Source organism: Ruegeria sp. BB10 (assembly GCF_056535725.1).
In genome coordinates this window covers 3,390,232-3,410,028 of the sequence record NZ_JBQFIW010000001.1, presented here as the reverse complement: position 1 = coordinate 3,410,028, position 19,797 = coordinate 3,390,232, and the positions used below count along the sequence as shown (strand labels likewise).

General features: G+C 57.7%; 18 protein-coding genes, 3 tRNA genes and 1 rRNA gene. 12 read left to right on the top strand and 10 right to left on the bottom strand.

What is annotated here, in order from left to right:
• Positions 1-454 precede the first annotated feature (454 nt).
• The 3 genes from ACR3EP_RS17535 to ACR3EP_RS17525 all read right to left on the bottom strand — a co-directional run bounded on the left by ACR3EP_RS17535 (position 455) and on the right by ACR3EP_RS17525 (position 2,306).
• A tRNA-Ala gene (locus ACR3EP_RS17535) sits at positions 455-530 on the bottom strand.
• A 9-nt stretch (positions 531-539) separates the two neighbouring features.
• Positions 540-616: transfer RNA gene (locus ACR3EP_RS17530), tRNA-Ile, on the bottom strand.
• A 229-nt stretch (positions 617-845) separates the two neighbouring features.
• A 16S ribosomal RNA gene (locus tag ACR3EP_RS17525) occupies positions 846-2,306 on the bottom strand.
• A gap of 788 nt (positions 2,307-3,094) precedes the next feature.
• Here ACR3EP_RS17525 and ACR3EP_RS17520 point away from each other — a divergent pair.
• The 4 genes from ACR3EP_RS17520 (at position 3,095) to ACR3EP_RS17505 (ending at position 7,014) form a co-directional block, all read left to right on the top strand.
• Complete coding sequence (locus ACR3EP_RS17520) at positions 3,095-3,847, top strand: 5-oxoprolinase subunit B family protein (RefSeq protein WP_480638806.1); 753 nt, start codon at positions 3,095-3,097, stop codon at positions 3,845-3,847.
• Positions 3,844-4,842, top strand: coding sequence for a 5-oxoprolinase subunit C family protein (locus tag ACR3EP_RS17515; protein ID WP_170412926.1), 999 nt, complete (start codon positions 3,844-3,846; stop codon positions 4,840-4,842). The genes ACR3EP_RS17520 and ACR3EP_RS17515 overlap by 4 nt, the downstream gene beginning before the upstream one ends.
• An 11-nt stretch (positions 4,843-4,853) precedes the next feature.
• Positions 4,854-5,615, top strand: a complete 762-nt coding sequence (locus tag ACR3EP_RS17510) for a LamB/YcsF family protein (protein ID WP_170412923.1) — start codon at positions 4,854-4,856, stop codon at positions 5,613-5,615.
• Between the two features lie 151 nt (positions 5,616-5,766).
• Positions 5,767-7,014, top strand: a complete 1,248-nt coding sequence (locus ACR3EP_RS17505; RefSeq protein ID WP_480638805.1) for a hypothetical protein — start codon at positions 5,767-5,769, stop codon at positions 7,012-7,014.
• A gap of 71 nt (positions 7,015-7,085) precedes the next feature.
• On the opposite strand, the gene ACR3EP_RS17500 is transcribed toward ACR3EP_RS17505, so the two are convergent.
• Complete coding sequence (locus tag ACR3EP_RS17500) at positions 7,086-8,468, bottom strand: D-alanyl-D-alanine carboxypeptidase family protein (RefSeq protein WP_480638804.1); 1,383 nt, start codon at positions 8,466-8,468, stop codon at positions 7,086-7,088.
• 281 nt (positions 8,469-8,749) lie between these two features.
• Positions 8,750-9,451 carry an HAD family hydrolase gene (locus ACR3EP_RS17495; protein ID WP_170361593.1) on the bottom strand — a complete coding sequence of 234 codons (702 nt, stop codon included), beginning with the start codon at positions 9,449-9,451 and terminating at the stop codon, positions 8,750-8,752.
• A gap of 93 nt (positions 9,452-9,544) precedes the next feature.
• Between ACR3EP_RS17495 and clpS the strand changes: the two genes are divergently transcribed.
• Genes clpS through hemF form a run of 4 tightly spaced genes read left to right on the top strand, consistent with a single transcriptional unit; the run spans position 9,545 to position 12,610 of the window.
• Positions 9,545-9,889, top strand: a complete 345-nt coding sequence (gene clpS / locus ACR3EP_RS17490; protein ID WP_170350453.1) for an ATP-dependent Clp protease adapter ClpS — start codon at positions 9,545-9,547, stop codon at positions 9,887-9,889.
• Positions 9,890-9,916: 27 nt separating this feature from the next.
• Positions 9,917-10,882 carry a class I SAM-dependent methyltransferase gene (locus ACR3EP_RS17485; protein ID WP_480638803.1) on the top strand — a complete coding sequence of 322 codons (966 nt, stop codon included), beginning with the start codon at positions 9,917-9,919 and terminating at the stop codon, positions 10,880-10,882.
• A gap of 37 nt (positions 10,883-10,919) precedes the next feature.
• Positions 10,920-11,720, top strand: a complete 801-nt coding sequence (locus ACR3EP_RS17480) for an SDR family NAD(P)-dependent oxidoreductase (protein WP_170350457.1) — start codon at positions 10,920-10,922, stop codon at positions 11,718-11,720.
• Between the two features lie 5 nt (positions 11,721-11,725).
• Positions 11,726-12,610 (top strand): oxygen-dependent coproporphyrinogen oxidase, encoded by an 885-nt coding sequence (gene hemF, locus ACR3EP_RS17475; RefSeq protein ID WP_480638801.1) that lies wholly within the window; start codon positions 11,726-11,728, stop codon positions 12,608-12,610.
• 7 nt (positions 12,611-12,617) lie between these two features.
• On the opposite strand, the gene ACR3EP_RS17470 is transcribed toward hemF, so the two are convergent.
• Positions 12,618-13,031, bottom strand: a complete 414-nt coding sequence (locus ACR3EP_RS17470) for a hypothetical protein (protein WP_170551402.1) — start codon at positions 13,029-13,031, stop codon at positions 12,618-12,620.
• Between the two features lie 191 nt (positions 13,032-13,222).
• On the opposite strand from ACR3EP_RS17470, the gene ACR3EP_RS17465 reads away from it, so the two are divergent.
• Positions 13,223-13,735, top strand: a complete 513-nt coding sequence (locus ACR3EP_RS17465; protein ID WP_480638800.1) for a toxin-activating lysine-acyltransferase — start codon at positions 13,223-13,225, stop codon at positions 13,733-13,735.
• Between the two features lies 1 nt (position 13,736).
• A complete protein-coding gene (locus ACR3EP_RS17460; protein ID WP_480638799.1) occupies positions 13,737-14,651 on the top strand; it encodes a Hint domain-containing protein in 915 nt (304 codons plus the stop codon).
• On the opposite strand, the gene modC is transcribed toward ACR3EP_RS17460, so the two are convergent.
• Genes modC through modA form a run of 3 tightly spaced genes read right to left on the bottom strand, consistent with a single transcriptional unit; the run spans position 14,648 to position 17,217 of the window.
• Complete coding sequence (gene modC, locus ACR3EP_RS17455) at positions 14,648-15,745, bottom strand: molybdenum ABC transporter ATP-binding protein (protein WP_480638798.1); 1,098 nt, start codon at positions 15,743-15,745, stop codon at positions 14,648-14,650. The genes ACR3EP_RS17460 and modC overlap by 4 nt on opposite strands.
• Positions 15,742-16,434 (bottom strand): molybdate ABC transporter permease subunit, encoded by a 693-nt coding sequence (gene modB / locus ACR3EP_RS17450; protein ID WP_170350469.1) that lies wholly within the window; start codon positions 16,432-16,434, stop codon positions 15,742-15,744. The genes modC and modB overlap by 4 nt, the downstream gene beginning before the upstream one ends.
• Before the next feature lie 3 nt (positions 16,435-16,437).
• A complete protein-coding gene (gene modA, locus ACR3EP_RS17445) occupies positions 16,438-17,217 on the bottom strand; it encodes a molybdate ABC transporter substrate-binding protein (RefSeq protein WP_170350471.1) in 780 nt (259 codons plus the stop codon).
• 217 nt (positions 17,218-17,434) lie between these two features.
• On the opposite strand from modA, the gene ACR3EP_RS17440 reads away from it, so the two are divergent.
• Positions 17,435-17,510, top strand: a tRNA-Val gene (locus tag ACR3EP_RS17440).
• 145 nt (positions 17,511-17,655) lie between these two features.
• On the top strand, positions 17,656-18,654 hold the full coding sequence (locus ACR3EP_RS17435) for a LacI family DNA-binding transcriptional regulator (RefSeq protein WP_480638797.1): 999 nt from the start codon (positions 17,656-17,658) through the stop codon (positions 18,652-18,654).
• On the opposite strand, the gene ACR3EP_RS17430 is transcribed toward ACR3EP_RS17435, so the two are convergent.
• Positions 18,655-19,788 (bottom strand): Gfo/Idh/MocA family protein, encoded by a 1,134-nt coding sequence (locus tag ACR3EP_RS17430; RefSeq protein ID WP_170350475.1) that lies wholly within the window; start codon positions 19,786-19,788, stop codon positions 18,655-18,657.
• Between the last annotated feature and the right edge of the window lie 9 nt (positions 19,789-19,797).

The following is a 19,797-nucleotide window of genomic DNA, read 5'->3' as shown; positions in this document are numbered from 1 at the left end:
TCCAGCTGGTAACTAAAGATGATCTTTCTTCTGAACCAAAAGCATACTTTCCCGCCTTCCATCCTGGAACCCATGCTGCCGATGTCGGTCGGCCCCACATGGAGAATGGAAGACAATGCATGATCGTCAGATCATGCGGGTTAGTGTACTTGACTTGGACAACTCTGTTCGTTTCAGCCGGGATATTCAAAGAGGGACGAGGAAACATCCCTAATCGAACCTCCTCCGAAGAGGACCAACTGAGATCAACGCCACACTCGGCGCGATCAAACAGTGTTGATTGATTTCTCTCTATACGATGTCAAAGCCTCCGAAGAAGCTGCGTCCAATCGGACGGTTAAGAACCCAAGGTGCTTAACGATCTGATCAGGTAAATGGTGGAGCCACCGCCAATCGGCTTGACGATTGGCGCATCAAAAATCCTAGGCTTCATCATGACGAGCGAAGCGAGGAATGGTGGAGCCTAGGAGGATCGAACTCCTGACCTCCTGAATGCAAATCAGGCGCTCTCCCAGCTGAGCTAAGGCCCCAAAAGTTTTTGGTGGGTCGAGGAGGACTTGAACCTCCGACCTCACGCTTATCAGGCGTGCGCTCTAACCACCTGAGCTACCGACCCAGTTGATTTTGCTCGGCTCTTTTTAAAAGCTGCAAAATCGACGTTGCCCGACAGGCGCTTTTGCTCGCAAAAGCTGCCGAGAGGGCCAGACCTCACAGCGTGCAGGCCTGATGTGTTCTGAAGAGATATGAGGACGGCTCGGTCCATGAGTTTGATCAACTTTGTTTGTTGATCTTCTGCTAAGTGTATCACGAGATTTGCGAACAAATCTAACTAGATACATCCTTAGAAAGGAGGTGATCCAGCCGCAGGTTCCCCTACGGCTACCTTGTTACGACTTCACCCCAGTCGCTGATCCTACCGTGGTCCGCTGCCCCCAAAAGGTTAGCGCACGGCCGTCGGGTAGAACCAACTCCCATGGTGTGACGGGCGGTGTGTACAAGGCCCGGGAACGTATTCACCGCGTCATGCTGTTACGCGATTACTAGCGATTCCGACTTCATGGGGTCGAGTTGCAGACCCCAATCCGAACTGAGACAGTTTTTTGGGATTAACCCATTGTCACTGCCATTGTAGCACGTGTGTAGCCCAACCCGTAAGGGCCATGAGGACTTGACGTCATCCACACCTTCCTCCCGCTTATCACGGGCAGTTTCCCTAGAGTGCCCAGCCGAACTGCTGGCAACTAAGGATGTGGGTTGCGCTCGTTGCCGGACTTAACCGAACATCTCACGACACGAGCTGACGACAGCCATGCAGCACCTGTCACTAGGTCACCGAAGTGAAAGACCCATCTCTGGGCCGGTCCTAGGATGTCAAGGGTTGGTAAGGTTCTGCGCGTTGCTTCGAATTAAACCACATGCTCCACCGCTTGTGCGGGCCCCCGTCAATTCCTTTGAGTTTTAATCTTGCGACCGTACTCCCCAGGCGGAATGCTTAATCCGTTAGGTGTGTCACCGAATAGCATGCTACCCGACGACTGGCATTCATCGTTTACGGTGTGGACTACCAGGGTATCTAATCCTGTTTGCTCCCCACACTTTCGCACCTCAGCGTCAGTATCGAGCCAGTGAGCCGCCTTCGCCACTGGTGTTCCTCCAAATATCTACGAATTTCACCTCTACACTTGGAATTCCACTCACCTCTCTCGAACTCTAGACCGATAGTTTTGGAGGCAGTTCCGGGGTTGAGCCCCGGGATTTCACCCCCAACTTTCCGATCCGCCTACGTGCGCTTTACGCCCAGTAATTCCGAACAACGCTAACCCCCTCCGTATTACCGCGGCTGCTGGCACGGAGTTAGCCGGGGTTTCTTTACCTGCTACCGTCATTATCTTCACAGGCGAAAGAGCTTTACGACCCTAAGGCCTTCATCACTCACGCGGCATGGCTGGATCAGGGTTGCCCCATTGTCCAAGATTCCCCACTGCTGCCTCCCGTAGGAGTCTGGGCCGTGTCTCAGTCCCAGTGTTGCTGATCATCCTCTAAAACCAGCTATAGATCGTAGGCTTGGTAGGCCATTACCCCACCAACTACCTAATCTAACGCGGGCTAATCCAATGGCGATAAATCTTTCCCCCGAAGGGCTCATACGGTATTACTCTCCGTTTCCAGAGGCTATTCCGTACCATTGGGCATATTCCCACGCGTTACTAACCCGTCCGCCGCTCACCCCGAAGGGCGCGCTCGACTTGCATGTGTTAGGCCTGCCGCCAGCGTTCGTTCTGAGCCAGGATCAAACTCTCAAGTTGAAAGCACATTGCTGCGCTATCCTTGACGTTCGAACCTCTGCACATCTCATCAGGAGGCTAATCCTGATGAAGTCTTCTGTTTGATGTACACAGACTTCCTAAGAAATCAGTGAACCACTCAAACAGTGAAGCTGACACTAGATCATCGGCCCCGATTGCTCGAGAAACCTACTAGCGCGATATACAGACATTCAATCCGTCGAAACGAACCAAACCGCCCACATATCTCTTCAGTTATCCATCAATGTCAAAGAACATAACACCCAGAGCCAAAAACCAGACCGTTGCGCCAATAACCTCAGCGCGCCCGCCTAACAAATCCCTCAAGATGCCCCCAGTCTCTCCTGAGCGTCTCCGCCGTCTCCAGCGTCCCAACACCGCCTCAGCAGCGCCGGTGAAGGGGGTTCTAAGGTTTACCCAAACAACCCGCAAGTGGAAAATTGCATCTTGCGCAATTTTTTTGCGAATTGATATTTTTCATTTATTTTTCAAATGATTAAGATACACCCAACTAAGCCACATGCACCACTCACGCAGTAGGCACACGCAGTTGCCCCACCAAAAGCAGTCGGTCAACCACCCGCATACCCTATATATAGTGAGTTCCCAGCCGACATCCACAAGACCCAACCGAGTCGCATCATCTGATCCGAGTCAATTTTGAGCCCATTTCCCCGACTCGCCACCAAACAGGGCACTGAAAAAGGCACAACGCGCGCGCCGGGTCTTGCGCATTACCCTCGGATACTGTCACCTCGCCGGAAAGAGACAGCCAAACGCACAGTAATATGACAGCTACGCACGCGCATCCCTTTCCTTGTATACGGACGGTTGGTCAGGACGGTCTATTGGTCTCGTTTGCTGACACGATGGCTGAATCCTCGAACCGGGCGGCGCTTGCATTTCGCAATGCGGTCGACCTTCTTGGATGGGAAGGTGTGATTGAGACATCGGCGTCTCTGGCCTCGGCCTATGTTCGGTTCGATCCCCTTGCCCTGCCTCACAAGGAAATCCACGGGCGGATCGAAGAGATGCTGCATCAACAAGACTGGTATCGGGCACCGCTTCCTGCAGGTCGCCGCTTGTGGCAGGTACCCACTGTGTACGGAGGCGAATTAGCGCCGCAATTGGACGAAACCGCAGCGGTAGCTGGGCTGACACCAACCGAAGCCATACGACGCCTGAGTGAAACCCGTGTTCGCGTACTGACCATCGGCTTTGCGCCCGGCCTACCGTATCTTGGACCGCTAGGGCCTGAGTTCAACATTCCACGCCTCAAGAAGCTCACTCCTATGGTGCCGGAAGGAGCGCTGATCCTGGCGATATCGCAACTTGTGCTGTTTTCCAGGCCCAACCCGACAGGATGGAGACATGTCGGCCAAACCGCTTTTCGCTGTTTCCGTCCCGAAGCCGAACAGAGCTTTGTCCTGCGTCCCGGCGACGAGATGCAATTTCTGCCGGTCTCACGCGCAGAACTGGAACAGATACGCGAAACCAATGATGGTCTAGGCGGGGCGACCCGAGAGGAGATCCCGGCATGAGCCTGCTGGTACATCAGATTGGCCCGGCCTGCACCATTCAGGATCAGGGGCGTTCGGGATATCTGGATCAGGGACTTTCACGTTCAGGGGCGGCAGATCAACTGGCGTTGCATGAGGGTGCCGCGCTGCTGGGTCAAAGCCCGGACTGCGCAGCCCTGGAAATGGCGGGAATGGGCGGCACGTTCGAGGCCACGCAACCGGTCAGCATCGCCCTGACCGGCGCGCCAATGCAGGCCAGTATCGATGGCGTCCCGATTGTCTGGAATGCCTCTTTCTCTATGGAGGCGGGTCAGAAGCTGACGATCGGCGCAGCCAATCAGGGCAACTATGGCTATTTGCATGTTGGTGGCGGATTTGAAGTACCGCTGTTTCTGGGTTCACGTTCCGCCCACCTGACAGCGAATGTCGGGCGTGCCGTGCAGGCCGGCGACCGACTGCCCGTCGGTCCCTATTCAGGCAACACCGGTATGAAACTGCGCCCCGATGACCGATTTTCCGGGGGCACCCTGCGCGTGTTGGCAAGCTTCCAGACCCCCCTGTTCGATCCAGAAACGCTGGACCGTTTTACCAAAACCGCGTTTCGGCGCGGTGCGCGGGCCAACCGAATGGGCATGCAATTGGAAAACGATGGCGAAGGCTTTGCCGCAAAGGGTCAATTGAACATTCTGTCAGATGTGATCACCCCGGGCGACATCCAGATGACCGGCACCGGAAACCCCTTTATCCTGCTGCCCGAGTGCCAGACGACCGGTGGTTACCCTCGTATCGCCACTGTCCTGCCCTGCGATCTGCCCCGGGCAGCGCAAACCCCGGCCGGCGGGCAGATAAAGTTTACATTTGTGTCCATGGACGAGGCCGTCGCCCTGCACGCCACTTACCTGTCCGATCTGTCGCGATTGCGCGCGCGGGTCGAGCCCTTGGTCCGCGATCCGCACGACATCCCCGACCTGTTATCCTATCAATTGATCAGCGGAATGATCTCTGGCACCGAATAAGGAGTTTGCCGATGCCCAGCGTCGATTTGAATGCCGATATGGGGGAAAGCTTTGGCCCTTGGAATATGGGCGATGATGAAAGCCTGCTGAAGATCATCACCTCGGCCAATATCGCGTGTGGTTTTCATGCGGGTGACCCCGATGTCATGGCGAAAACGATGACGTCGGCTGCCCAGAACGATGTCGGCATCGGCGCGCATCCCGGCTTTCCCGATCTGCAGGGATTTGGCCGCCGCAATATGAAGGTGCCACACGAGACCCTGCGCAACCTGGTCCGTTTTCAACTTGGCGCGGCGATGGGCATGGCCAAGGCGGTTGGTACGAAGGTCCGGCATCTGAAGCTGCACGGCGCTTTGGCCAATATGTGTTCGGTCGATATCGACATGGCACGAGCTTGTTATCAGGGCGCGCTGGACGTGGACCCGGACATTATTGTCATGGTGCTGGCTGTTACCAAACAGGAAGAGGCCGTGCGCGAATTGGGTTGCAAATGGGTGGGAGAAATTTTTGCCGATCGCGCCTATAACGATGACGGTACGCTTGTTGATCGCAGCCTGCCCGGCGCGGTCATCCACGACCCCGAACTGGCAGGACCACGCATGCTGAACATGGTCCGCAAAGGTGCAATCATCACCGAAACCGGCAAGCGGTTGGAAACCTCAATCGACACGATCTGCCTGCATGGGGATGGGCCGACCGCGGTACAGATCGCCCGGTCTGTTCGCGAGAACCTTATCGCAGGTGGCGTCGAGGTGACAAAATTCACCCGATAGACATCCGGGTGTAAGGTTTGCACCCCACCTTCTTACTGTTGCCCAGTTGGATTTCTGACCCTAGCATGCCTGCAAGTGCATGTTCTGATTATTGGAAATCCAGGCAACGCCGGACCCAGAACTCTCTGGGCCCACGCAAGGAGGGAAATTTATGTCTTTCGATTTGATGTCTTATGAACCGCGCGGGGACAAGAAGAACTCTGACTTCTTCGGCGAGTATCTACCCAAAATTTATGAGCGGCGCAGCAGCTCTGGTGTTGCCGATCAGGTCGGGCCGATGCGGGCGATTGTCCAGCAAGTGGAAACCACGGCGCTGTTCGATACGCTGATCGAATTGTATGTGATGACCCCTTATCGCCACACGGCCACATATTTGGGGCAAACGCATAAGTTTTCGGTCCTGCATTCGCGTGCCGACTACCCGGCGTTGATCGTGATGGCGCCGCTCAGCCCCAGCTTTGAGGATTTCATTCCCCGCATCAACCGCATGTATCCGCTGGCGCGCGGCACTCCGCAAACACGTTACGTCGGAGAGATTTACGGCGTGACAGACTTGAATACCCTTAGCAAGACGCTTGAGGATCAGAATATCCGCTTTGAGTATGAAGGCGATACCGAAAACCCGTTCTACACGCTGGATGGGTTCCGGTTCACCACCCCGTCGGATTTCACTTGCAACCGGGTCGGTTATTCCACGCTGGATTTCAACGATCCCGACAGTCTGGGCTTGGGTGACCGCGTGTTGCTGAGCGATGCCGAGCAGGCGCAGTTGGATCAAGCCGCCGCTTTTGGCTCTGACAGCAAAATCTCACCCTTGATGTTGGGGGTCGACCACCTTGCCACACGTATTCTGGCTGGTGAGCGTGAAGACGCGATCCTCGAGTTTCTGACCATGGTGCCCTATTACTTCTGGGGTGCGTACAACATCTTTGACATGAACTCGTCGACCAACGTGAACCGAAACCCGAATGTGGATGATGACAAGAAATCGCCTGCCAAGGTCTTCACAGCCAACAACACCCCGTCCTTCATCAATTCATTCGAGCGACTGCCGATGCCGACCGAGGATTTCGTCCGAAATTTTGGCCGTCGCCTGCATCACATGGCCATCGAAATTCAGGACGGTGATCACAACGCCGGTGAGAAAAACGTCGATTTCGTGGTTAATACGCTCAAGGATAAAGGCGTGCCGTTTCTGGCCCATGTGGTGGGTGAATGCAAAGACGATCCGAACCTCAAGCAGATTTTCTCGAAACACTCGAAGAATACGCTGCTGATCACGGAATATATCGAACGCTGCCACCACTATGACGGGTTCTTCACCAAGGACAACGTGGCGGCCCTGACAGCCGCCGCCGGGCAGGACGAACAATACCAGCATGGCCACGTGTTCGACTAAAACGCCCTGACAAAAAAGGGCTGCGAGTTTCCTCGCAGCCCAGATCCATCCAGGAGAGTATATGTCGGATCTTATGACGGCCCGATCATGAAACAGGTGACATTCCGGGCCTGAAGCCTGCGGCAGGCCAAATCGGCCTGTTCGCGGGTCATGCCCTGGAATGTCGCGTCAAAGCCGCGCGAGCTTTGGTTCACCTTGCGCAGCGTGCCTTCCAGAGTGGTCATTTCCGACAGGGCAGTTTTCAGCAAAACCTTTTCCGCCTCGTATCGGGTGGTATAGCGGCCCACGTTGACGCCCCACAGATGCCCGCCGGACGTGGAAAGGCGGGTGACAATTTCCGGTTCGGGTTCCGGCTGCACGGCCGGATCGGCCGACGCCAGAACCAGATCATTCGGACGCGCAGCGGGGCGCGCTGTGTCGCCGGTTGGGGTTTGGATATCCGCAGCGGCCATGGCGGCTGCAATACCGTCCTGAATACGCGCGCCGTTCTTGGCCGCTGTCGCAGCAACCGTACCCGCAACCTGTACCGCAGACCCTGCCGTTGGACGCAGTACCGGACGGAGACTGGAATTTGGTGCACCGGTCAGAGCTGCAACCGTCGCGCCCAATCCGGCATTCCCGGCATAGGCCGGGCGCGCCGGTTTACGGATCGGTGCCCGAGACGGGGCGCGGCGGAAGCCCATGTCCAACAGCTCGGCCACTTTGGCGTTGCGCGATGCGCCCGACTTGCCGCCAAAGACGGTGGCGATGATACGTTCATCTTTGCGCTTGGCCGAGGCCACAAGATTGAAGCCCGCAGCCCGGGTGTAGCCTGTCTTGATCCCATCAGCGCCCTTATAGGCGGCCAGCAGGCGGCGGTTGGTGTTGGGAACGGTCTTGATCCCCGCATGTGTCGATTGGCGCGAGAACAGATTGTAGTATTGCGGGTAATCATACAGCAGATGACGGCCCAAAGTGGTCATATCACGCGCGGTCGACAGGTGGCCTGATTCCGTCAAACCATGCGCGTTCTTGAAGGTTGTGCGGCTCATGCCCATCGCCTTGGCGGTTCGGGTCATGCGGCGGGCAAAGGCGGCTTCGGACCCGCTGATTGCAATCCCGATGGCGGTGGCGGCATCATTAGCCGATTTCACCGCCGCCGCGCGGATCAGATAGCGGAATGCAATTCGCTGACCGGACCGCAAGCCCAGCTTTGACGGCGGCTCGGACGCGGCCTTTTTGGTGATGCGCACCTGGGTATCCAGGTCGATCTCACCGTTCCGCACCGCTTCGAACGCAATATAAAGCGTCATCATCTTTGTCAGCGAAGCCGGATGCAGCCGTGTGTCGGCATTACGCGAATGCAGCACCTCGCCGGTGCGTGCATCGATCACCATCGCCGCATAAGGAGCAGCCACCCCTTGCAACGGCGCAAAGGAGAGCAGCCACAAGAATGCTATAAGGAATAAGCCCATTCGGGCCGGAACTGTCCGCCGAACCTGCACGATCTTTGCCTCTGTCTACCTCGGGCCGCCGGGTTTTCCCGGTCGGCTAAATAATTATTATATTATTGATCAGGCTAACACAGAGACCCAGTGAAAGAAACAAAAAGCTCGTGAATTCGCGGTTTCTTGAGCTTGCCACGGACACACCACATGTGGTCAGGCGCACCCTTGCCACCACCAAATCCATGAATATGACCAGAATTTGCCGACGCTGGGCGTCGATTTTTCAGGACTGAGACCATTCGGCCACATCAGCTGAGTCGCTGAACAAGATTGGCAAGCTGACCCAAATCCTGAAGCTCGCGGTATCGCGGGTTATCCGCCGGGGTTTCGGCCTGTTCGATTTCCCAAACCAGACCGTGCGGCACATACACGCCCCAGCACCCGGCCTGTATCGGGGCCACCACGTCCGAGCGCATCGAATTGCCAACCATCATCGCCGATGCAGGCCCGTCACCGTATTGGCCAAAGATGAGCCGATAGGTCTGGGGCGTTTTCTCGGACACAATCTCGACCCCGTCGAATAGCTCACCCAACCCCGACTGGGCCAGTTTCCTCTCTTGATCAATCAGATCTCCCTTGGTGATCAGCACCACCTGATGAGTCGCCGCCACGCTTTCAATCGCCGCGCGTGCATGGGGCAACAGCTCGATCGGATGGGCCAGCATCTCTTGCCCGGCTTCTATCAATTGCCGAATGACCGAGGCGGGAACCCGGTCATCCGTCACCTCAATCGCAGTTTCGATCATCGATAGGGTGAAACCTTTGATTCCATATCCATAGTGCCGGATATTGCGTTTTTCTGCGGCCAGCAGACGCTCCATCAGGTGATCCCTTTCGGCGTGATCCGCCAGAAGATCGGCGAAATAAGCCTGCGTCAGCTGAAAAAACCGCTCATTGTGCCACAATGTATCATCCGCATCGAAGCCGATTGTGGTAAGATTTTGGCCCATGGCTATTACGTCCTGCTGGCTCTTTTCTCTGGCTGGTTCGACGTTATATAAGCGCAAAGACAAACCGAAGCCTGAATCGGACAGTAGAACGCGATGCTTGAACACCAATGGATGATGTCTGACAAGTCGGACGACGACGATGCCGACGCGTCTGTCCTGGTACAGACGCGCACCAAGACCAAGCGTCCGCCGCTGTACAAGGTTCTGCTGCTGAATGATGATTACACGCCGATGGAATTCGTTGTGCATGTACTGGAACGGTTCTTTGGCATGACCCACGCGCAGGCGTTCGAGATCATGCTGACGGTGCATAAAAAAGGCGTGGCCGTCGTTGGCGTGTTCAGCCACGAGATCGCCGAGACCAAGGTGGGCCAGGTCATGGATTTCGCCCGCAGGCACCAGCACCCCTTGCAATGCACCATGGAACGGGAAGAGTAAGACCAGACCGGTCTTACGGAATCGCTTATGTCCCCTCGCCTTGATATTGCGCTGCAAAGCGGTCTGACCTTGTCGCAACCACTGACTGTACTGGGGCCAACATCGGCCAGTGACCTGTCTGATTTGCCGCGTGAAACGCAAGTGGTGCAGCCGTTTAAACCCTTTCACGACCATTTCACCCAACTGGGCTTCGCGGTTGTACCTGTGGCGCAAGATCCCTGTCAGGACGCCATCGTAATCCTGCCACGCGCCAAGGCATTGGCCCGGTCGATGGTGCAGCAGGCCTGCACCCGCGCGAATGGCGTGATTGTAGTTGACGGCGCCAAGACCGACGGTGTGGACAGTTTATTGAAGGACATCCGCAAGCGGGTCGCGGTTGAGGGGCCGATTTCAAAGGCGCATGGCAAGATCTTCTGGTTCCAGTCCGATCCGCATACCTTTGCGGATTGGGCCGCGCCCGCCCATCAGACCGCGGACGGTTTTAAAACCGCGCCAGGCGTATTCTCGGCCGACGGCATTGATCCGGCCTCGGCCCTGTTGCGGGCCGCGCTGCCGGACAAGCTGGGCGCTCGGGTCGCCGATCTGGGGGCCGGTTGGGGGTATCTTTCGGCCGGGCTGCTGCAGGCGCCGGGGCTGAAATCCTTGCACCTGGTCGAGGCCGACCATATTGCGCTGACCTGCGCCCGCACCAATGTGACTGATCCCCGCGCTCAGTTTCACTGGGCCGATGCGGTGACATGGCGTGCCTACGAACCCATCGACACCGTGGTGATGAACCCACCGTTCCACACTATGCGCAACGCCGATCCGGCACTGGGGCAAGGCTTTATCACATCCGCGGCAAAGAACCTGACCCGCAATGGCACATTGTGGATGGTGGCCAACCGCCACCTCCCCTATGAGCCCACATTGACCGACACATTTGCGCATGTCGAAGAAGTGACCGGCGACAATCGGTTCAAGGTGTTCCATGCCTCTCGCCCTCGGCGGTGATCCCAGTTAACCTGCGCCGCAATTCAGGAGGAAGCGCATGTCCTTTTCCATAGCAGGCAAAACCGCAATCGTGACCGGCGGCGCCAACGGAGTCGGCCTGGCCATCGGGCGCCACTTTGCTGATGCCGGGGCCAATGTGATGTTCGCCGACATGGACGAAAAGCGGCTGGCCGAAGAACTGGGCGAGCAGGCCGATGACAGCAATATCCGTTTCTTTGCTGGCGACCTGCGGGAAAAGCTGACAATTGCCAACCTGCTGTCGGCCACAATCGACGCCTTCGATCAGGTGGATATCCTGATCAACGGCGCCCGTCAGGTGATCCCTTCTGATCCGCTGGATGCCGAAGACGATTCAGTCCGCACCCTTCTGAATCAGAACCTAATGCCCGCCCTTCGGTTAAGCCAGTTGGTCGCCAAACGCATGATCAAACAAGCCGGAGATGACGAGGAAAACATTGCAGGCTCGATCATCAACCTGTCTTCGATTGCAGCGCGACGAACCCACCCTGACCTGATGGCCTATTCCGTCTCGACCGCCGCGCTGGATCAGATGACCCGATCCTTGGCTGTCGCGCTGGCCCCCAACCGTATTCGGGTAAATTCCATCGCATTGGGATCCGTGATGAGCGCCTCATTGCGCTCCACACTGAAAGAGAACCGCGACTTTCGGGACGATATTGAAAAACACACTCCGCTGGCCCGCATTGCTGCGCCGACCGAACTGACCGAAACAGCACAGTTTCTGGCCTCGGACGCCGCAGGTTTCATCACCGGACAAATTCTAACCATTGACGGCGGCCGCACCCTGCTGGACCCCGTTGCAGCCCCAGCGCACTGACACATATGTTCGACACCGAAAAATCCACCGCTTCTGCATGGTTCCGCCAATTGCGGGACCAAATCGTCACCGCCTTTGAGGCTCTTGAAGACAGCCACGACACCGGGCCGTTTTCGGACGCCAGACCTGGACGGTTCGAAATCAAGGAAACCACGCGCCAGTCCGAAGATGGCACGGATGCGGGCGGCGGATTGATGTCGGTGATGCGCGGTGGCCGCGTGTTCGAAAAGGTCGGCGTCAATATCTCAACCGTCTACGGGACACTTGGCGTGCGCGCGCAGCAGGCGATGGCAGCGCGCAAAGGCATTCCGGGCATGACCGAAGACCCGCGCTTTTGGGCCTCGGGCATTTCGCTGGTGGCGCATATGCAAAATCCGCATGTTCCGGCGGTGCATATGAACACTCGCATGTTCTGGACCCCACATGCATGGTGGTTCGGCGGTGGGTCCGACCTGAACCCTTGCATTGAATATGACGAGGACACGGCCCATTTTCACGCCACGCAAAAGGCTCATCTGGACCCGCACGGGCCAGGTCATTACCCACGCCTGAAAGAATGGGCGGACGAATATTTCTATATCCCGCACCGCAAACGCGCCCGCGGGGTTGGCGGTATCTTCATGGATGATTACTGCACCGGCGATTGGGCTGCGGATTTTGCGCTGACACAAGATATCGGCCGTGCCTTTCTTCCGGCCTTTTTACCCCTGGTCGAACAGCGCCGCGTGCAAGGATTCAACGATGCCGACAAGAACGCTCAGCTTGTGCATCGGGGCCTCTATGCCGAATACAACCTGGTTTACGACCGGGGCACCAAGTTTGGGCTGGAAACCGGCCACGATTCCGACGCCGTGCTGATGAGCTTGCCGCCGATGGCCAAATGGGTCTGATCTACCCTCAGAAATCGAAATCCATAAAGTTATCGTAGCAACGGCTTTGCGCCCCGGATGCCGACATACTTTCGCCCACGCGGCTGACGCTGATTGAATAACTCTTTTTTGTGCTGCCCCCTTCGGGCTTAGTCAGCGAAAACTCCACCGTCCGTGTTTGCTTTTCATAAGGTCTCGAGACATAAATCTGCTGCGTTGTCGGCAGGCCAAGGGTGCGGATGGCGAAATCACCGATACCGCACCAATAGGCAATTGCCTTTGACGTGCCATGCGTGGCCACTTGATAGTTGCCATTGTCCAATGGCGTCACTGTCGTGCGAAAGCCGGGATTGAAGCCATACCTAAACCCAAACCCGGTCGCTTGCGCGAGGGCTGGCACCAACACCAGAACGCTTACGCTCAATAATTTGAATAATTGCATGGCAAAACTCCTCTAACCAAAATACGGCTTTGTTTGAAATGATAGGGATTAGGCTCGATGAGTAAAGTTAACGATAGGCGGCGCAATTCTCACCATTCCGCAACGGAAACGCGCCTATGTGACCGAAATGGTATCATTTCAGGACTTTAGAGGGTAACCTCTGATCGTCGGTCATTTGCACGAGGCACGGGTTGAGCAAGGCATTCCCAAAGGACTGGTTCGACATTCCGCCCGAAAAATATGCGGATTTCGGCGCGCTGTTCTATCTGGCGTCGCTGACAACACCGCATAGGGATCGCAGTCTGGCGCAGGTGCTTTATGCCTTTGAAACGCCGTTCCGGCTGGGCCAATATCACATCTTTCGCCAAAATGGCTTTCCGCGCGGATTCGTGACATTCGCTGGCCTTAGCCCCGAGGCCGAACACCGATACGCCATTCAGGAAACTCCGTTGACCGAGGCCGATTTCACCAGCGGGTCGTCGTTCTGGATCGTCGATCTTGTCGCCCCGTTCGGGCAGACCAATCAAATTGTAGAGATGCTGAAAAAGAGCATCCCCCAGCCTAGGGTTCGCACGAACCGCATGGACAGTGATATGTCTCAAAACCGGATCGTGGAATGGACGCGTGATGACACGGGCGCGATTCATATGCAGCTGTACCGCAAGCAGGAATTCGCACGGGTTCTGGCAGCAGAGGGCACGTAACATGGTTTCGATAGCAATTACGGGTGAAATAACCGGCGATGTGACCGGCAACCCTCCGAACCAGGCTATGGGCGATCTGGATCTGGACAGCAACGTCCCCATTTTGTCGGAAACATGGGTCATCTCTTCGCCTCCGGCTTTTGGAACAGCCAGCGTCGACCCGAATACAGGCGAATGGACCTATACAGTTGACCCGGCGTTTTTTGACAGTCTGGACGACAACCAAATCGTCACCGATACCTTCACCATTCAAGTGACCGGTGAGTTCGGCACTTTTCTTGGGCCTTTCCCTTTCGACCTGCAGCAAGAGATCACGATCACCATCGAAGGGGTGTGTTTTACCGCTGGCACGCTGATCGAAACCCCGGGTGGTGCGCAACTAATCGAGGCCTTATCCGTTGGAGATCAGGTTCTGACCGCAGATCACGGCCCGCAACCGATCCGATGGATCGAAAGCAGCGTACTGCCACCCGAGCGATTACGAGAAAATCCCGCCATGCGGCCTGTCAGGATCAGCGCGGGCAGCCTTGGCCCAAATACGCCCAACCGGGATTTGCTGGTGTCGCAGCAGCACCGCGTTCTGATCCGCGGTCCCAAGGTCGATTTGCTGTTCGGCACGCCCGAGGCGCTGGTCGCGGCCAAACATCTGTGTTCCTGGCCAGGGATCGATATTGAAACCTCTGACGCGGCCGTCGAGTATTTCCACATTCTGCTGGACGAACATGAAATCCTGACCGCCGAAGGCGCATCGGCTGAAAGCCTGTTTCTGGGTGAGGAATCCTTGTACACGCTGTCATCCGAGGCATTGCAGGAATTGGCGGCGATATTCCCCGATACCGCGACCCCTGATGGGAATGGCTTCGGTCGCGCCGCCCGTTTGGTTCTGCGTGAATTCGAAGCGCGCGCGCTGATTTAAGACGGGGTCAGCCTGCCGCCCACATCCTGCGGCGCCAGGGCAACGGTCTTGATTACCGCAAAACAGGACTTGCCCGGTTCCAATCCCAAAGCCGCAACAGAACGGCGGGTCACGCGCGCCAAGATCGGCCCTGCGGACGTTTGCAATGAGACAATGGCGCCCGGCCCGCCGCCCGCGCGGATGGTGGCAACCGTCCCTTCCAACATGTTCAACGCCGACAATCCATCAGGCCGCTTGCTGGACAGGATCACCTCTTGCGCGGGAATACGGATTCGAAGGTCTTCCCCTACCTGATGCGGGATACGTGGCAGGAATAGGCGTGCACCGCCGGCCTCCAGCTCGGTCAACCCATCCGCATGATGTTCCTGAACCCGCACATTCAGCACCGCGCCCACAGCGCGAACCCCGGCCGGAGCCACGGACGGGTCAGCCATAACTTCTGAGGCAGGGCCATGCCGCACTACTTTGCCATCCTGCAAAGCGACGACAGAAGTGGCCAGCCGTGCGACCTCGGCCGCGGAATGGGTGACGTACAGAATGGGCACTGAAACCTCATCCCGCAGCCGTTCGAAATAGGGCAGGATCTCAGCCTTGCGCGCATCGTCCAGCGCGGCCAGCGGCTCGTCGGCAAGGATCAGGCGCGGGCTGGCCAATAGTGCACGCCCAATGGCGACTCGCTGCTTTTCTCCGCCCGACAAGCCCGCTGGACGGCGATCCAGCAGATGCCCGATACCCAGCATTTCGATCACCTTGTCCGGGTTCTCGCGGCGCGCGCGCTTTGGTGCGAACCAGCGACCATAGGCCAGATTTTGGCGCACTGTCAGATGCGGGAACAGGCGACCTTCCTGAAAGATGTAACCCAATCGCCTACGATGCGGCGGTAACCAGAGGTCCTGTTCGGTATCAAACAGTTCCCACCCATCAACGGCAACACGCCCGGCTTTGGGCCGCAGAAGCCCCGCCACGGCATTGACCACGGTGGTCTTGCCCGACCCCGACCGCCCGAACAGAACCGTCACCCCCAAGGGCGCGTCAAAGCTGAGGTCCAGCTTGATATCGGGCAGGTCATGCTGCAGGCGGACAGACAGCCTCATGACCCGGACACCCGAGCGGCGGCGCGACGACCAATATATTCCGACAGTAGCAGTGCGCCCATGGCAATGATGATTGAAATCACAACCAGTCGGGTCGCTGCCCCCTCACCGCCGGGCACCTGCAGGAAGGCATAGACGGCTGACGGCAAGGTCTGTGTCTGGCCGGGAATGTTTGAGACAAAGGTGATCGTGGCGCCAAATTCGCCCATTGCCTTGGCGAAAGCGAGAATACTGCCCGCGATCACACCGGGCAGGATCATTGGCAGGGTCACGGTCGCAAACACAAAGGGCCGCGACGCGCCCAAGGTCGCTCCGGCCTGTTCCAACTTGGGGTCTACCGCCTCGATCGACAGACGAATAGCGCGCACCATCAATGGAAAGGCCATAATCCCCGCCGCCAGCGCCGCTCCGGTCCAGCGGAAGGCGACCACGATGCCGAACTCCCCCAGTAGCCTGCCCATCGGCCCCTGAATCCCGAATGTCAGCAGCAGCAGATACCCGGTTACAACCGGCGGCAGGATCAGCGGCAGATGCACCAACCCATTCAGCAATTGACGCCCGGGAAACCGCCAGCGCGCCAGCGCATAAGCCACGAAAATGCCAAAGGGCAATGTCACCAACGTCGCCCAGAAGGAAACGCGCAGCGACAATCTCAGCGCTTCAATTTCTGCGGGCCCCAACCATCCCATGTGTCAACTGCCCGGCAGGGTAAAACCCTGTTCTGCAAAGATGGTTTGGGACGTATCCGATTGCAGGTGGTCCAGAAACGCCCGTGCCTCAGGCCGCGCCGAAGTGTTTACGGCAGCGGGGTAAATGATCGGCGGGTGAAGCTCTGACGGGAACGAGGCCACGACCTTCACCCGATCTTCAACCTGCGCATCGGATTGGTAAACGATCCCCAGTGGCGCCGCCCCTGCCGCGACCAGCGCGAGCGCCGCGCGCACGTTGTCAGTCTGGGCGATCCGAGGTTGCACGCCCTCCCACAGCCCCAGTTTTTGCAGGGCCGCCTTGCCGTAGATACCCGCAGGCACCGCATCGACCAGCGCCATGGCCAGATGCCCGCTGCCCAGCCTTGCAATCAAATCGGTGTCCGCCTGAATATGCCCGATCTGCGCCTGATCCGACCCACCGATCAGAACCAGCCCATTGCCCAGCAGATCCACGCGCGAGGCCACGTCGATCAATCCCTGATCCTGCAGAACATCCATCCAATCCACATTGGCGAAAATGAACACATCTGCGGGCGCGCCCAACTGAATCTGCCGCGCCAACACTGACGAGGCCGCATAGGACACCGTCACCTGATGCCCTGTTTGCTGCTCGAATATCGGTGCGATCTCATCCAACGCGGTTTTCAGACTGGCAGCCGCAAACACCAAAACTTCTGCCGCGCTGACCCGGAGCGGTGCCAGCGTTACAGTGCCAAGCACCAGGGCCGCGATTGCGCATCGGCGGGCAAGGGACAGGATCATATGCTCTCGCGTCAGGAAGGTTGCGTCCCTTCGGAGATATCTGAGGCAACCGGGGGCACGCAAGCGTCTTTCCCATACGATCAGGGCCAGCCTGCGGAAAATGAACAAGACTACCGGGGCCTGCGATACACTGGGGCGGATTATCCGGTATTGAGGTAAAGAAATTGTGCCGGACCCTCTTGCACCCGCGCGCAGGCTTGGCTACATGCAGCGTCACGGGTGATTAGCTCAGTTGGTAGAGCGCTTCGTTTACACCGAAGATGTCGGGAGTTCGAGTCTCTCATCACCCACCATTCTCCCTCTGCTTCCACAAATACCACGGACTCGGTGTTATTTGACTCTCGGCCTTGCAACCGATTGCAAAATATAGCTGTTGGCGCATACTATCTGTTTCATGAAATTGCTGATCAGCTTCCCCCCTAACCGTGGGTGCCAGTCATGAGTGTCACCTTGAAAGATGTTGCTGCCCTAGCGGGTGTGTCACGCTCGGCCGTGTCGCGGACCTTTACCGAAGGTGCCTCGGTTTCGGCAAAGACCCGCAGCAAGGTTGAAAAAGCCGCCAAAGAGTTGGGCTACAGCCCCAATGCGCTGGCGTCGTCGCTGACAACCGGGCGGACCAAGCTAATCGGGCTAATTTCCAACAACTTTCACAACCCGATCTTCCTTGAGGTTTTCGACCAGTTCACCCGCGCCCTGCAGGAGCGCGGGCTACGACCCCTGATCGTCAACCTGACGGACGAGACTGAACCGGCCAATTCGGTGCGGATGCTGCGGCAGTATTCTGTGGATGCCGCCATCGTCGCCTCATCGACCCTGCCGCCCAGTTTTGCCAAGGCGTTCCATGATGCTGGCGTGCCGGTGGTGCATACGTTTGGCCGCTCAGCCACGTCGCCCGAAGTGCATGTGGTCGGAATCGACAACGTCGAATGCGGGCGCATGGCGGCGCGGGAATTGCTGGCGCGCGGGTATCGGCGCGTGGGGTATCTGGGGGGGCCAAAAGATGCGACCTCGGCCATGGACCGATATCGCGGCTTTATGGAAGAGGTCGAAAAGCACCCCGAACTTGATGTGTCCCACTCATTCGCGGGAGCCTATTCGTTCGAGGCTGGACGTGCCGAGATGTTGCGACTGCTGGCAGGTGCCCCGGCTGATGGGTATTTTTGCGGTGACGACATTCTGTCGGTTGGGGCGCTGTCCGCCTTGCGCGACCACGGGCTGAAACCCGGCGAAGATATCGGCATCATTGGCCTGAACGACATGGAAATGTCGCGTTGGGAGAACATTGACCTGACCACCATTCATCAGCCGATCAAGCAGATCATCACCTCGTCCGTCGATCTGGTTGAAGAGATGTTGAAAAATCCCAAACGCTATCCCGAAGCGCGGATATTCCCCTGCCGGGTGATCGAGCGGGGCACATTGCGGCCCCGCCCCTGATTATCGGAACATCGGCGGGCGCGCATCTTTCCACGCGCCGTCTTCTTTGCCTGATGCGACTGCCGCGTGGACGGCAGCAATCGAGCGGACGCCGTCTGAAGCGCCGGGCAGGCCGTCACGGGTTTCTCCGCGGATCGCATCGGCCAGATCGCAATAGATATTGGCGACGGCCAGGGGGAACCCTTCGGGATGCGCAATCGCCACGCGGGACAGGCGCTGCACCTCATCATGCAATCCACCCTCACCCTTTTCAATGATCTGAGTACGCCCCCCCACGGGTGTATAAATCAGCTGATTGGGCTGTTCCGAGTGCCATCGCACTCCCCCGATTTCGCCAAACACCTGAATGTCGAACCCGTGCTGCCGCCCGATTGCCACGGATGAGGTCCACAGGCGGCCGACTGTGCCGCCCTCCATTCGGAAATTCACCATGGCATCGTCCTCCAGTTCCCGGCTTGGGATGGTCGAGGCCATATCGGCGGACAGTGTTTTGACCTCATCATCGCAGATGAAACTGGCCATATGCAGCGCGTGGATACCGCAATCAGCGAATTGCCCAGATACACCCGCCATGGCCGGATCATACCGCCAACGGACGCGCGGATTGTCGGCGTCGGTGGCGTCGCCGTGGTGGCCATGGCTAAAATTAGTCACCACCAAGCGCACTTTCCCAATGTCGCCAGCCCGCACCATTGCACGGGCCTGCCGCACCATCGGATAGGCGGAATAGCAATAATTCACTGCACAGATCTTGCCCGAAGCCTCGGCCACGCGGACAATCTCTTCGCCCTCTTCCACGGTCATGGTCATCGGCTTTTCGCACAGCACATTGAATCCGGCTTCAAGAAACGCCTTGGCAATCTCGAAATGGGTTGAGTTTGGCGTGGCAATTGTCACCAGATCAATCCGGTCCTCGCGCCCTTTTTCACCCGCCAGCATTTCCTGCCAATCGCCATAGGCGCGGTCCGCAGCAACACCCAGCCGTCGGGCATATTCCCGACCCACATCGGGGCGGTGATCCAGCGCGCCCGCGGCGAGTTCGAACATCCCGTCCGCCAGCGCTCCCAAACGGTGCGCAGGCCCAATCTGGCTGCCTTCGCCACCACCGATCATGCCCCATCTCAGCTTTGCCATGGTTCTTGT

Bases quoted from the DNA above. Each gene is read 5' to 3' on its own strand.
- ACR3EP_RS17520 (WP_480638806.1), top strand. From the start codon at position 3,095: ATGACAGCTACGCACGCGCATCCCTTTCCTTGTATACGGACGGTTGGT.
- ACR3EP_RS17515 (WP_170412926.1), top strand. From the start codon at position 3,844: ATGAGCCTGCTGGTACATCAGATTGGCCCGGCCTGCACCATTCAGGAT.
- ACR3EP_RS17510 (WP_170412923.1), top strand. From the start codon at position 4,854: ATGCCCAGCGTCGATTTGAATGCCGATATGGGGGAAAGCTTTGGCCCT.
- ACR3EP_RS17505 (WP_480638805.1), top strand. From the start codon at position 5,767: ATGTCTTTCGATTTGATGTCTTATGAACCGCGCGGGGACAAGAAGAAC.
- ACR3EP_RS17500 (WP_480638804.1), bottom strand. From the start codon at position 8,468: ATGGGCTTATTCCTTATAGCATTCTTGTGGCTGCTCTCCTTTGCGCCG.
- ACR3EP_RS17495 (WP_170361593.1), bottom strand. From the start codon at position 9,451: ATGGGCCAAAATCTTACCACAATCGGCTTCGATGCGGATGATACATTG.
- clpS (WP_170350453.1), top strand. From the start codon at position 9,545: ATGCTTGAACACCAATGGATGATGTCTGACAAGTCGGACGACGACGAT.
- ACR3EP_RS17485 (WP_480638803.1), top strand. From the start codon at position 9,917: ATGTCCCCTCGCCTTGATATTGCGCTGCAAAGCGGTCTGACCTTGTCG.
- ACR3EP_RS17480 (WP_170350457.1), top strand. From the start codon at position 10,920: ATGTCCTTTTCCATAGCAGGCAAAACCGCAATCGTGACCGGCGGCGCC.
- hemF (WP_480638801.1), top strand. From the start codon at position 11,726: ATGTTCGACACCGAAAAATCCACCGCTTCTGCATGGTTCCGCCAATTG.
- ACR3EP_RS17470 (WP_170551402.1), bottom strand. From the start codon at position 13,031: ATGCAATTATTCAAATTATTGAGCGTAAGCGTTCTGGTGTTGGTGCCA.
- ACR3EP_RS17460 (WP_480638799.1), top strand. From the start codon at position 13,737: ATGGTTTCGATAGCAATTACGGGTGAAATAACCGGCGATGTGACCGGC.
- modC (WP_480638798.1), bottom strand. From the start codon at position 15,745: ATGAGGCTGTCTGTCCGCCTGCAGCATGACCTGCCCGATATCAAGCTG.
- modB (WP_170350469.1), bottom strand. From the start codon at position 16,434: ATGGGATGGTTGGGGCCCGCAGAAATTGAAGCGCTGAGATTGTCGCTG.
- modA (WP_170350471.1), bottom strand. From the start codon at position 17,217: ATGATCCTGTCCCTTGCCCGCCGATGCGCAATCGCGGCCCTGGTGCTT.
- ACR3EP_RS17435 (WP_480638797.1), top strand. From the start codon at position 17,656: ATGAGTGTCACCTTGAAAGATGTTGCTGCCCTAGCGGGTGTGTCACGC.
- ACR3EP_RS17430 (WP_170350475.1), bottom strand. From the start codon at position 19,788: ATGGCAAAGCTGAGATGGGGCATGATCGGTGGTGGCGAAGGCAGCCAG.